At 64.3% G+C, this 13,154-nt stretch carries 10 protein-coding genes; 1 reads left to right on the forward strand and 9 read right to left on the reverse strand.

All coding sequences use genetic code 11. The features are described 5' to 3' along the window. Positions 1-5 precede the first annotated feature (5 nt). From VGO12_RS22930 to VGO12_RS22965, 8 genes are all read right to left on the reverse strand, one after another. Entirely contained in the window at positions 6-1,610 is a 1,605-nt protein-coding gene (locus VGO12_RS22930) for a monovalent cation/H+ antiporter subunit D (protein ID WP_327515042.1), read from the reverse strand. Beyond that, positions 1,603-1,950: a Na+/H+ antiporter subunit C gene (locus VGO12_RS22935; protein WP_327494725.1), complete on the reverse strand. Its 348-nt coding sequence runs from the start codon at positions 1,948-1,950 to the stop codon at positions 1,603-1,605. The genes VGO12_RS22930 and VGO12_RS22935 overlap by 8 nt, the downstream gene beginning before the upstream one ends. Beyond that, positions 1,950-4,856 carry a monovalent cation/H+ antiporter subunit A gene (locus tag VGO12_RS22940; protein WP_414650768.1) on the reverse strand — a complete coding sequence of 969 codons (2,907 nt, stop codon included), beginning with the start codon at positions 4,854-4,856 and terminating at the stop codon, positions 1,950-1,952. The genes VGO12_RS22935 and VGO12_RS22940 overlap by 1 nt, the downstream gene beginning before the upstream one ends. A gap of 332 nt (positions 4,857-5,188) precedes the next feature. Then, positions 5,189-7,828, reverse strand: a complete 2,640-nt coding sequence (locus VGO12_RS22945) for a bifunctional diguanylate cyclase/phosphodiesterase (protein ID WP_327515043.1) — start codon at positions 7,826-7,828, stop codon at positions 5,189-5,191. A 126-nt stretch (positions 7,829-7,954) separates the two neighbouring features. Further along, on the reverse strand, positions 7,955-8,146 hold the full coding sequence (locus tag VGO12_RS22950; RefSeq protein ID WP_327515044.1) for a DUF3008 family protein: 192 nt from the start codon (positions 8,144-8,146) through the stop codon (positions 7,955-7,957). Between the two features lie 63 nt (positions 8,147-8,209). Then, positions 8,210-9,829, reverse strand: coding sequence for a cisplatin damage response ATP-dependent DNA ligase (locus VGO12_RS22955; protein WP_327515045.1), 1,620 nt, complete (start codon positions 9,827-9,829; stop codon positions 8,210-8,212). Between the two features lie 3 nt (positions 9,830-9,832). Beyond that, entirely contained in the window at positions 9,833-10,843 is a 1,011-nt protein-coding gene (locus tag VGO12_RS22960; RefSeq protein ID WP_327515051.1) for a ligase-associated DNA damage response exonuclease, read from the reverse strand. A gap of 88 nt (positions 10,844-10,931) precedes the next feature. Continuing rightward, on the reverse strand, positions 10,932-11,885 hold the full coding sequence (locus tag VGO12_RS22965; protein WP_327515046.1) for a nucleoside hydrolase: 954 nt from the start codon (positions 11,883-11,885) through the stop codon (positions 10,932-10,934). Between the two features lie 277 nt (positions 11,886-12,162). Here VGO12_RS22965 and VGO12_RS22970 point away from each other — a divergent pair, with 277 nt between their 5' ends. After that, the gene (locus VGO12_RS22970) at positions 12,163-12,846 is read left to right on the forward strand and encodes a hypothetical protein (RefSeq protein ID WP_327515047.1); all 684 of its coding nucleotides are present in this window, start codon (positions 12,163-12,165) and stop codon (positions 12,844-12,846) included. Between the two features lie 100 nt (positions 12,847-12,946). On the opposite strand, the gene VGO12_RS22975 is transcribed toward VGO12_RS22970, so the two are convergent. Continuing rightward, the coding region (locus tag VGO12_RS22975) for an amino acid--tRNA ligase-related protein (RefSeq protein ID WP_327494732.1) at positions 12,947-13,154 on the reverse strand (208 nt) is incomplete at its 5' end.

Below are 13,154 nucleotides of genomic sequence, written 5' to 3' on the forward strand. Positions count from 1 at the left end.
GGCGATCAGCCTCCCGCCCTGGGTGCGTTGAGCACGCGTTCGGCATAGCCTGCCGGGTTCATCAGTGAATCCGCGGTCGCCTGCATGTAGCCCATGATCGGCCCGGCCTGGAGGCTCAGGAAGATGCAGGCGGCCAGCAGCACCGCCACCGGTGTTATTTCGATGACGACGACGCGCGGAACCGTGTTTTCGATCGACGCCCAGAAGGTGCGGATGCCGACGCGGTTCATGGCGATCATCGCGGCGAGACCGGAGACGATCAGCAGCGTCACATAGGTCCAGTCGGCGGCAGAAATTGCCGGAGCGGCATCTCCGCCCGACAGGCCGAAGAGCCCGCCAAGGATCGCAAACTTGGCGACGAAGCCCGAGAGCGGCGGCAGGCCGGCAAGGAGCAGCGCGCACAGGCAGAAGCAAAGCCCAAGGATGGCCATGGTGCCGGGGATGGCGGAGCCCGCCTCTTCTTCCTCTTCGTCCTCGTCGGCATCGCCATAGGCTTCCATCGTCACCGCGAGAACGTCGGCGCCGGCGTCACGGCCACGCTCGACCAGCTCGATCAGGAGGAAGAAGGCCGAGATCGTCAGCGTCGAGCTGACCAGATAAAACAGCGCACCGGCGATCATGCTCGCGTGGCCGAGGCCGATGGCGGCAAGCAGGGTGCCTGACGAGACGAGCACCGAATAGGCAGCAAGACGGCCCATCGCCTGGGAGGCGAGCACGCCGATCGCGCCGAAGGCGATGGTGAGCAATCCGCCGGCAAGAAGCACCGGCTGCCCGAAGCCCGCCGAGGCTCCGGCACCTGCGCCGAACACCAGCAGCGACAGCCGCAGGATGACGTAGATGCCGACCTTGGTCAGGATCGCAAAGACCGCGGCGACGGGCGGCGTTGCCGCCGAATAGGCGGTCGGCAGCCAGAAACTCAAGGGCCACATGCCGGCCTTCACCAGGAAGGCGACGCCGAGTACCCCGGCGCCGACTTCGACCATCTGGCGGTCGTTTGGCGAAAGCGTCGCCAGTTTCACCGAGAGGTCGGCCATGTTGAGCGTGCCGGTCGCGCCGTAGATCAGGCTGACGCCGATCAGGAACAGCGACGATGCCGCAAGGTTGATCGCCACGTAGTGCAGCCCCGCCTTGACGCGGAGCGGTCCGGAGCCGTGCAGCAACAGGCCATAGGACGCGGCCAGCATCATCTCGAAGAAGACGAAGAGATTGAAGAGGTCGCCGGTCAGGAACGAACCGTTAAGGCCGGCGATCAGCAGCTGGAACAGCGAATGGAAGTGATGGCCGGCTGTGTGCCAGCGGGCGATCGAGTAGGTCTGGGCCGCCAGCGCCAGACCGCTGGTCAGGCACAGCATCAGAGCCGACAGGCGATCGAGCACCAGCACGATGCCGAAGGGGGCCGGCCAGTTGCCGAGCTGATAGACGTTGGACGCTTCGCCCGACGAGGCCATGCGCATCAGCACGATTGAGAGGATGAAGAGCGCAAGCGTCGAGACGAAGCCCATGATGCCCTTGAGCGAGCGGTTGCGCTCGTCGATCGGGATCATCGCCGCGCCGACGACCAGCGGCAAAAGGATCGGCAGGATCAAGAGGTGGTGCGTCCATTCAGTCATGGCGCTGCTCCCGGCCGTCGACGTGGTCCGTGCCGGTGAAGCCGCGCGAGGCGAGCAGCACGACGAGGAAGAGCGCCGTCATGGCAAAGCCGATGACGATGGCGGTGAGGACGAGAGCCTGCGGCACCGGATCGGTGTAGCGGCTGAGGTCGCCGACACCGCCGGGTTCCAGAACCGGAGGCGCGTTGACGCGAAGACGACCCATGCCGAAGATGAAGAGGTTCACCGCATAGGAGAGCAGCGAGAGCCCGATGATCACCTGATAGGTGCGCGGGCGAAGCAGCAGGTAGACGCCGGAGGCGGTCAGTACGCCGATCGCAACGGACAAGATGAGCTCCATCAGCGTGCCTCCTTGCCGGCGCGCATGGCCCGTTGATGCGCACGCGGTGCGCGGATCGATTGGTGGGCAAGCGCGATCAAGATCAGCACGGTGGCGCCGAGCACCAGCGAGAAGACGCCGAGATCGAAGAACAGGGCGCTCGCCAGCGGGAACTTGCCGACGATCGGCAACGTGACGTACTGCGCGTGCGAGGTCAGGAACGGGTAGCCGAACAGCCACGAGCCGACCCCGGTCGCGGTGGCGACCAGGAGCCCGATGCTCATCCAGCGCAGCGGATGGATGCGCAGCCGCTCCTCGACCCAGCGCGTTCCGCCGGACATGTATTGCAGGATGAAGCCGATCGACATCGCGATCCCCGCGGCAAAGCCGCCGCCGGGCAGGTCATGGCCGCGCAGGAACAGATAGGCGGCGAGCATGCCGATGACCGGGAACATCCAGCGCATGATGACAGAGGGAACGAAGAGGTATTCGGCGACGCTGTCGCCCTTGCTGCGATCCGGGTGGTCGTCGTCGAAGGCGTTCTGGACGCGCTGCTGTTCTGGCGCTTCCAGGCTGTCGGCCTGGGGGCGGAACCGCAGGAGCAGGGCGAAGACCGTGAGTGCTACGATCGCCAGCACCGCGATTTCTCCAAGGGTGTCGAAGCCGCGGAAGTCGACGAGGATGACGTTGACGACGTTGGTGCCGCCGCCTTCCTTGTAGGCGCGCTCGAGGAAATAGCTGGAGATGGTCTCGGGCAGGGGACGGGTCATCATCGTATAGGCGATCAGCGCCACGCCGCCACCGGCGGTGACGGCGAGCAGGAAGTCGCGCAGGCGGCGGAAGCGAACTCTCAGAGACAGGAGTTCGTTCTCCTGCGTGTCCTCGATGCGTTTCGGCAGCCAGCGCAGGCCGAGCAGGATGAGCACCGTGGTGACGATCTCGACGAGCAGCTGCGTCACCGCAAGGTCCGGGGCCGAGAGCCAGACGAAGGTGAGGCAGGTCGAAAGACCGGCGCCGCCAAGCAGCACGAGTGCGGCCAGCCGATGGAACTTTGCAAGGATTGCCGCGCCGATGGCGCAGGCGGTGCCGACGGCCCAGATGAGCGCGAAAGCCGGGTCGATGCTGCGCACGAGAAGCGGCGGCAGCTCGAAATGGGTGATAAGCAAGGGCAACGCGCCGGCGGCAACGGCGATGAAGACGAGGAAGCGCATCTGCGGCTGCAGCCGTCGGGTGCCGAGATTCTGCTCGAGCGCGCGCGCCCACTTCCATGACAGCGTCACCAGAACGCGCTCGAAGATGCGCTGGCCGTGCAAAAGCCGGAAGATCGGCGGCCCCTCGACGCTGGTGGCGAGATAGTTGCGCATCAGGAAATAGAGGCCGATGCCGCCGGCGAGCGCCACGAAGCTCATGATCAGCGGCAGGTTCCAGCCATGCCAGACGGACAGGCTGTAATAGGGCGCGCTGGCGCCGAGGATCGACACGATTGCCGTGTGCAGGAAGGGGCCGATGGTGATCGCCGGAATGATCCCGACCACGAGGCAGGCGAGCACCAGGAACTCGATCGGCGCGCGCATCCAGCGCGGCGGCTCGTGCGGTATCTTCGGCATGTCCTCAGGCGTCTTGCCGAAGAAGACGCTGTGGATGAAGCGCAGCGAATAGGTCACCGCAAACATGCCGGCGAGCGTCGCGACATAAGGCGTCATCGTGTCGAGAATGTTGGCCTGATGGGTCTCGATTGCTTCGGCGAAGAACATTTCCTTGGAGATGAAACCGTTCAAGAGCGGCACGCCGGCCATGGCGGCGCTTGCGACCATGGCGAGAACGGCGGTTCCGGGCATGTAGCGGATCAGCCCGCCGAGCTTGCGCATGTCGCGCGTCCCGGTCTCGTGGTCGATGATGCCGGCCGCCATGAACAGCGATGCCTTGAAGGTGGCGTGGTTGACGATGTGGAACACGGCGGCGACGGCGGCAAGCGGGCTGCCGAGGCTCAAGAGCACGGTGATCAGGCCGAGATGGCTGATGGTGGAATAGGCAAGCAGGCCTTTGAGGTCCTGCTGGAAGATCGCGAAATAGGCTCCGAGCAGCAGCGTCGACAGGCCGGCGAGACCGACGATCCAGAACCAGGCCTCGGTGCCGGCCAGGACCGGCCACAGGCGCACAAGCAGGAAGACGCCGGCCTTCACCATGGTCGCCGAATGCAGATAGGCCGAGACCGGCGTCGGCGCGGCCATGGCGTGTGGCAGCCAGAAATGGAACGGAAACTGCGCGCTCTTCGTCAGCGCCCCGAGCAGGACCAGGATCAGAACCGGGATATAGAGCGGCGAGTTGCGGATCGCGTCGCCCGAGGCCAGAACGACGTCGAGATCATAGCTGCCGATGATGCGGCCGATGATCAGAAAACCGACGAGCATGCAAAGGCCGCCGGTGCCGGTGACGGTCAGCGCCATGCGGGCGCCGTCGCGGGCGTGCGCATTGTGGTGCCAGTAGCCGATCAGCAGGAACGAGACGATGCTCGTCAGTTCCCAGAAGACGGCGAGCAGGATCAGATTGCCCGAAAGCACCACGCCGAGCATCGAGCCCATGAAGGCGAGAAACAGCGACAGGAAGCGCGGCACCGGATCCTCGGCGGCCATGTAGTAGCGCGCATAGAGCACCACGAGCACGCCGATCGCGGTGACGAGCACCGTGAAGAGCCAGGCGAACCCGTCCATGCGGAGCGTGAAGTTGAGGCCGAACTCGGGCAACCAGGCGATATCGTAGCGCAGCACGCCACCAGAGGTGACGAAGGGATAGAGACCGGCCGCGACGAGGAAACACAGGAGCGCGATCGCGCCGGCGAACCAGGCTGTCGCGCCGCGCTGTTCGGGCGGAAAGAAGATTGCAAGGAGGCTTCCCGCAAATGGGGCGAGGATGAAGACAGAAAGCAATTTTCCCGCGTATTCGATCGTACCGTTCCCTTCGTTCGGTTCTCATGGAGGGCGGGCACCAGGGCGCTGCGCGTTCAGACAAACGCGCGAAGGATACCCTAGGATTTTGATTCTAGAGCATCTTGTCCGCTTTCGGTGATGTCACTTGAAGCGGGACGCCCTAGAGGCCCTGGAGGACGGTCGCGCCAGCGACTGTCGCAAATGATGCCGCCAGGTCCGCTTTTGCGGAGGCAGGCAATTGTTTTTATGGCGATTCGCGGCGGGACTGCCAAGCCTTGAGTGTGCGAAAAATGCACGCACCCGTGCTTTTTAGCTCAAGGGGAAAGCGCGCCTCAGGCTGCGAGCCAGCGGCGCTCGAAGGCGAAGGTTGCAAGATCGTTGGCGTTCATCGGGCGGGCGAAGGCGTAGCCCTGCAGCCCGTAGCATCCAAGCTCCTTCAACATGTGGGCGTGTTCCAAGGTCTCGACGCCTTCGGCGATCACGTCAATGCCGAGGGAGATGCCAATATCGATGATCGATTCGACCAGGCGTTTTTCGGCCGGGGACTTGAGGATCGGCAGGACCAGCTGACGGTCGATCTTCAACCGCCGCGGCGTCAGCTTCAACAGGCTGACGATCGAGGCGTAGCCGGTGCCGAAGTCGTCGATCTCGATGTCGATGCCCAGTTCCTTGATCCGGCGAATGTTCGACAGCACCGTCATGTCGCTTTCGTCGAAGGAGATCGATTCCAGCAGTTCGAACGAGAGGCGCCCGGCCGGGATCTGCAGCTGTTCGAGACGATCGATCAGGTTTTCGTCGTGCAGCCGCGCATAGGAAAGATTGACCGAGACCTTCGGGATATGGATGCCCGCGGCCTCCCATCGGTAGATCTGGAACAGCGCCTGTTCCAGGATCGCCTGGTCGATCGCGGCGACGACATTGATGTCTTCGGCGGTCTTGAGGAAGGTATGGGGCCCAAGCAGTCCCTTCGTCGGGTGATCCCAGCGCGCCAGCGCCTCGACGCCGATGATATCGAGCGAACGCGGGCAGAACTGCGGCTGGAAATGGGCGATGAACTCGTTGTGTTCGAGCCCGCGAAGAATTTCGTCGGCGGTCTGCTTGGTCTTGAAGACTGCGGTCTTCAATTCGCCGGTGAACGTCTCGTGCCGGTTGCGGCCGCGGCGCTTGGCTTCGTAGAGCGCGATATCGGCGTTGACCAGCACCTGCGACAGATCATCGGCTGCATGGTTCTGGGCGGCGATGCCGATGCTGACACCGATGCGGCACTCCTGATCCTTGTAGCGCACCGGCACGCTCATCGCTTCGATGATGCGGGCGGCCAGCCGCGCGTCCGGTTCCGCCCCGCCGTTCTGCCTGACGATGACGAATTCGTCGCCGCCGATCCGGGCCACGAAATCCGTCTCGTTGGCATTGCCGCTGAGGAGAGCTGCGGCATGGCGCAGGATTTCGTCGCCTGCGGCATGGCCGAGCGTGTCGTTGATCTGCTTGAACCGGTCGAGGTCCATGTGAAAGATGCTGAGCCGGGCGTCCGGATCGAAATGCTTGCTGCGATCGGCCAGAACCTGATCGAGGAACCGGCGGTTGGGCAGCCCCGTCAGCGGATCGTGCAGCGCATTGAATTCCATGCGGTGGCGTGCCGCTTCGAGCTCGGCGCTGTGCGCTTCGGCAAGCCGCTTGGCTTCGAAAAGCGTTTCGCGCGTCTCGATGTCGTTGGTCACGTCCCAGTTGACCCCGACGATCTTTCGTCGCCCATCGGCGCCGACATAGCTTGAGCCGATCGCGCGGACGTGACGGGCACTGCCGTCGGGAAGCCGGATGCGGAAATCGGAGTTGTAGGACAGACCGCTTTCGAGAGCCTCGTCAAACTCCCGTTCGGCGCGACCAAGGTCGTCCGGATGCAGGGTCTCCTTCCAGTCGTCATAGGCCTGACGCATCGATCCCTTGCGGCCATAGAGTTCCTTCGTCCGCTCGTCCCAGAGCAGCTTGCCGCTGGCGATGTCGAGTTCCCAGATGCCGATCTGCGAGGAGTCGAGCGCGATCTTCAGGCGGTGGGAGAGTTCCTGCAGCTGCCCTTTGCTGTGCCTGAGCGCGCGTATGTTGCTCTGGCGCTCGCTCATCAGCCGCCCGGTCAAGACCATCGGCAGGATGATCATCAGGCCGCCGAGAATGATCAGGCCGCGGATGAACCAGGCGTTGCCCGCGGTTGTCGGCCAGCCACCTCGCGGAACGGCGGCGATGTGCCATGAACCGCCGGGCAGGAGCACCGTCATTTCGACCGGCGCATGTTGGAAAATTTCAGGCGCGCCGAAGAACACCGCGCCCTTCGCACCGGTTCCGTCACGTCCCGCGATGGCGACGTCGATGCCCAATCCGTCGGCCAAGAGGCCGCTGTCGGCGTAAAGGCGGTCGAGGTCGATGATGGCCGAAACGATGCCCCAGAAATGATTGCTGCCGCCGCCGGCGTCGATCGAGACGGGAAAGCGCCCGATAAGCCCGCGCCCGCCCTGGACGAGGTCAACCGGGCCGGCAAGCACCATCTGGCCGGTGTCCCTGACGCGCATCACGGCGGTGCGCTGTGCTTCGTTCCTGCGGTAGTCAAGGCCGAGTGCCTTCTGGTTTCCTTCGACCGGATAGACCATCGAGACGATGAGATCGGGGGCGGCCGCAATGCTGCGCAGTTGCGAGCGCTCGGTGAAGATGCCGCGGGAAAGCGCTGCAAATCGCTGCTGGTCCATGCCCGGCTCGGTGGCGAGCGTGCCGATCAGCCCGCGCACCAGCTGGATGTTGCCGTTGACGTTGGCTTCGAGCTTGGAGCGGATCGGGTTCAACTCGTCGGCAACCCGGGCGCGGATGCGCGCCTCCGAGACGACCTGGTTCTGATTGTCTGCGAGAATACCTGCGACACAAACGACGAAAGCCGCGATCAGCGCCGGAATGTAACTCGGGGTCAGAACTCTGGAGAGCCTTTTCATTCCGAGGTTGAAAGCATGTCTGGCAGGCACAAAACACCCCGGCGGCACGCGAATGGCTAAGTCTTGAGCCGGATAATCCCAAAAGGGTCTTAATAAACCTTGTTTTAGCCGCCGCTTTTGTTCCGCTCAGCCTTTGTCAGTTTTGTGCTCAGGCAGGTTCTTGTGCTTGGTTTCGGCAAGATCTTCGAGTTCGCCCTCGGTCATGGATTTTTCCATCTCGCGCGAAGCACCCTTCAGGCTCGATTTCTTGACCTCGCCGCGCTTGGCGGCCAGCGCCGCTCCGGCGGCGCGCTGCTGGGCTTTCGACTTGGCTGGCATGGGACACCGCCTTTCGGTTGGTTGCTCTGGCCAACGCGAAAGCGGCGAGGGATGTTCCCGAATTTAGGTGCTTTCGCGCGTTTCGATCATGGCCAATAGCGTCTCCAGCCGGTCGGCATCGCGTGGCAGCTTGTCCTGTCTCAGGCGGGCAATACGCGGAAAACGCATGGCCACACCGGATTTGTGCCGGGTCGAGCGGTTGATACCCTCGAAAGCGACCTCGACGACGAATCCGAAGTCCGGCTCGGCGCGCAACGCCCGCACCGGCCCGAACCGTTCGGTGGTGTTGTCCCGGACGAAGCGGTCAAGGATTTCGAGCTCAGCGTCGGTGAAGCCGAAATAGGCCTTGCCGACCGGCACCAGCGTCTCCTTGCCGTCGACGACGGTCCAGGCGCCGAAGGTGAAGTCGGAATAGTAGCTCGAACGCTTGCCGTGGCCGCGTTGGGCGTAGAGGAGCACCGCGTCGATGTTGTAGGGCGCCCGTTTCCACTTGAACCACGGCCCCTTGATGCGGCCCGGTGTATAGGGGGAATCGAGCCGCTTCAGCATGATGCCCTCGATCACCGGATCGGGCGGGTCGGCGCGCAGCCGGTCGAGTTCGTCCCAGGACGAAAACGGCACCAGCGGCGACAGGTCGAAATGCTGCGGCGACGCTTGCTCGACCAGATCCGTAAGCAGGGCCCGTCGTTCAACGAAACTTTCCGGGCGAACGTCCCTTTCTCCGGCAAAGAGGACGTCATAGGCCCGGATGAAGGCGGGATGGCTATCGATCAGCTTCTGGCCGACCGTCTTGCGGTTGAGCCGTTGCTGAAGGTCGGAAAAGCTTCTTGTTTGCCGGTTGGTGCGCGCGGTGCCACCGACGAGCAGTTCGCCGTCGATGACGCCGGTGAAATCGGCTGCCTCCAGTACGTCGGGAAAGGCGCTCGAAATCTCGTCGCCGCTGCGCGAATAGAGCCGCCTTGTGCCACCGATATTGGCGAGCTGCACGCGGATGCCGTCCCACTTCCATTCGGCAGCGAAATCGTTCGGGTCAAGCCCGTCGAGATCACCTTCGCCGACGGGATTGGCGAGCATGACCGAATGGAAGACGGCGGGCGTCGAAAGCGCCGGCTTTTCGCCCTCTCCCGAGAGCCATAAAAACAGCGGCAGATAGGGCGGCGACAGGCCGTGCCAGAGGGTCTCGATCTCCGAAGCGTCCTTGTCGCCCATCTCGGCCAGCGCCTGCTTGGCGAGCCTGGCCGAGACGCCGATGCGCAGGCCGCCCGTCACGAGTTTGAGAAAGGCGAAACGCGCCGGTGTGTCGAGGCGGTCGAGCATGTCGCGCACGACGCTGCGCACATCGGCGCGGCCCGTGCGTTGCAGCCGCTCCACCGCTTCCCCGAGCGGGATATCCGCCTGCACTGTGCCGGCCGGCGGCTCCCACACCAGCGACACGGTTTCGGCGAGGTCGCCGACATAATCGTAGGAGTACTGGAAGAGCACGGGGTCCATGCGTTCAAGCAGGAGGTCGCGGATCATCGCCGGCTTAACCGTGCTCAGGGACAGCGTACCGGCGATCGCTGCCAGCGCGTAGCCCCGATCGGGATCGGGCGCGGTGCGGAAATAGTCGACGAGAAGGCGGATCTTGGAGTTGCGCTGAGGGCTCAAGACCAGGCGGTCGAGCAGTTCGGCGAAGGCGTGCATCGGTCACTCCCCCTCGTCGTCGTAGCCGACGAGATGCAGCGGACGCGCGGCGATGCCCTGAAGCTCGCACCAGCGCACCAGCGCCTCCTCGCGGCCGTGCGTCACCCACACTTCCGCCGGCGCGATCTCGGTGATCGTTTGGGTGAGCTCGGCCCAGTCGCAATGGTCGGAGATGACGAGCGGCAGTTCGACGCCACGCTGTTTCGCCCGCTGCCGGATCAGCATCCAGCCCGAGGCGAAGCTCGCGATCGGGTCGGCGAAGCGACGCGACCAGCGGTCGGCAAACGCAGCCGGGGGGCCGATCACGATCGTGCCCCTGAAATCCTGCTTCTCGTCGGCCGCAAGTGTCGCCGGGCGAAGATCGCCAAGCTCGATAGCCTGGGTCTGGTAGTAGTCGCAAAGCCGCTGCAGGGCGCCGTGGATGAAGATCGGCTCGTCATAGCCCGCTTCGCGCAGGAGCGCGATCACCCGCTGCGCCTTGCCGAGCGCATAGGCGCCGACGACGTGAGTGCGCTCGGGAAATTGCGTGAGCGATGTCAAAAGCTTGCGTGTCTCGGCCCGGTCGTCCGGATGATGGAAAACGGGAAGGCCGAAGGTCGCCTCGGTGATGAAGACATCGCAGGAAACCGGCTCGAAGCCGGCGCAGGTCGGGTCCCGCCTGCGTTTGTAGTCACCGGAGACGACGATCCGGGTGCCTTGCGTGCGGACCGATATCTGCGCCGAGCCGAGCACGTGGCCGGCCGGATGGAAGCTCACGTCGACGCCGTCGACGGTGAGCGTTTCGCCAAGCGCGATCGGCTGGCTCGTTCCGCAGAAGCCGTCGCCGTAGCGGATGCCCATGATGTCGAGGGTCTCGCGGGTGGCGAGCACCTGGCCGTGGCCGGAGCGGGCGTGGTCGGAATGGCCATGGGTGATCAGCGCTCTTTCGACCGGTTGCACCGGGTCGATGTAGAAGTCGCCGATCGGGCAGTAGAGGCCTTTGGGGGCAGGATAGAGCAGGGCGTCCGGTTTCATGGACATAAAGATAGCCGGCGAACGCGCGTCCGCCAGCCATCGTATCGACCTTTTTCGAGGCGCGGCGTCGGGCGCGCCTCGAGGAGGTTCAGCCGCCCAGAACCAGCGTGTCGCCGATCAGCTTCAGCGTGCGGGCCGCATCGATGTCGATGCAGGCCTTCTGGCTCGGCAGGTCGTCCCAGGGGCTTGGCGGGAACAGCCTGTTGTCGGGGCTCTGGATCGTCTGGCCGTCGGCAATGCCACCGCAGACGACGCGGATCGCGCCGCTTCTGACGGTGAAGAGCTCGGGCGCAACGACATAGGCGCAGGCGCAGCTGTCGTGAACGACCATGCCATCGGGCACGTGCTGCTCATAGAAGGTCACGTAGAACTTCGAGATGTCGGCGAGCAGCTTACCGGCTTCGCCGCCGCGCTCGGCGATGTCGGCGATCATCGCCTTGGTCATGACGGTCTTGGTGGTGACGTCGAGGCCGACGACGGTGACCGGCCATTGGGCGGCCATCACCACGTCGGCGGCTTCCGGGTCGCCATGGATGTTGGCTTCGGCAGCGGGCGTGATGTTGCCGTTGACGTCGAAGGCGCCACCCATGATGACGACTTCGCGCACGAGGGCTGCGAAGTCCGGGTCCTCGCGCAGCGCCAGCGCCAGGTTGGTCATGCGGCCGACCGCGATCAGCGTCACTTCGCCCGGATGGGCGCGCACGGTGTCGATGATGAAGCGATGGGCCGGGCGCGGATCAACCGGCAGGTCGACCGTCTCGGGCACGTCGATGTTGCCGAGGCCGTCATCGCCGTGGATGAAGGTCGGCCAGCCGACATGCGGACGGTCGGGATTGAAGGTCTTGTCGAGGCCCTTGGCGACCGGTGCGTCGATGCCCCACTCACGCTTCAGAAACAGCGCGTTGCGGGTCGTGGTCTCGACCGAGGCATTGCCGAAGACGGTGGTGATGCCGATCAGGTCGATGGCCGGGTGGCGGTGCAGGAACAGCAGCGCCATCGCATCGTCGATGCCCGGGTCCGTATCAAAGATGACTTTGTGCATTTCGTTCTTCTTTTCTTGTTCTTGTGTTTGACGGCCCGCAATGGAGGCAAGATGGCCGTGAAAGTCAATCACCTCGCGGCGAAGCGTCCCCGGACTCTTGTGGCGCATGGTCTTGCCCATGTCGGGTCGCTGTCGCTTGGCTTTGCGCGGAACCACGCGGCGAAGCTGCCGAACTTTCGCCGTCACAATTTAAACTTTCCGAAAGGTCGTCGGCCTAGTCTTGAGGTTCAGCCTTTGGGCTTCCCTTAATTCTGGACATGACGGCGGAGTGACGCGCGTGAAGGCTATCCTCGGCAAGATCCGGCCATCGAAACGGCTGCTGGTCATTCTTACGGCCGCCTTCGGCGTTTCTGCCGCCTCCGGTGGCGCTGCGGTCTATGTCAGCCGCGACGCGCTGATGACGCGGATGAACGAGCCGAAAGCCTCCGGGCTCGAATGCACGCTGATCCGAACGCTGAAGCTCAGCCACAACGGTCAACGGTGGATCCGCATGCACGTCAAGACCGATCGCGCAGACGGCCAGGCGCGCATCCGCACGGCGCTGCGCGTCGTGGGGGCATTGGCCAAGGCCGAGAAGGCCGATCTCTATCAGGTGGTCGTTCTCGATTCCGCCGGGCCCGAGGAACGGGCCCAGGTGCGCGGTGCTGCGGTTGGGGCGCAGGTACTCTTTGCGCCGGGCCCACAGAGCGTGCCAGGCATGAGCGAGACATTCCGCGCGTCCTACAACGAAGGCACGGCAAATTCGGTCGGCGCCTTTCACGGCAAGACCGTCGACCTTTCGCTCGACGATGTGCGCAACCTGATGGCCTCCATGGACGATCATTCACCGTGCATCGATCCCTCGGCGGAGCCGGCAGAGGGTGCAGCCGCCGAGGCCGGCGGTGGCGAGCATGCGAAAGCAGGCGGCGGCGAGCATGAGGCCAAGCCCGAGGAAACTGCCGAGGCACCGGCAGGTCACTAAGACTGCGCTACGGCCGGCGCCAAACCTTAATCGATCCGAAAAGCAAAAAAGCCCGGCGCAAACGCCGGGCTTTTTCGTTTGACAGAAATTCTACCGCCGGTCAGTCGGCCTTCTGGCGACGGGCCGGGAAGAGGATGACGTCGCGGATCGACGGTGCGTTGGTCAGAAGCATGATCAGGCGGTCGACGCCGATGCCGAGGCCACCGGCCGGCGGCATGCCCTGGTCGATGGCGTCGAGGAACTCGTCGTCAAGCTGCTTGGCCTTTTCGCCGCGCGCATGCGCCTGTTCCAGCTGCTCGACCATGCGG

This window comes from Ensifer sp. (assembly GCF_035999135.1).
GTDB lineage: Bacteria > Pseudomonadota > Alphaproteobacteria > Rhizobiales > Rhizobiaceae > Ensifer.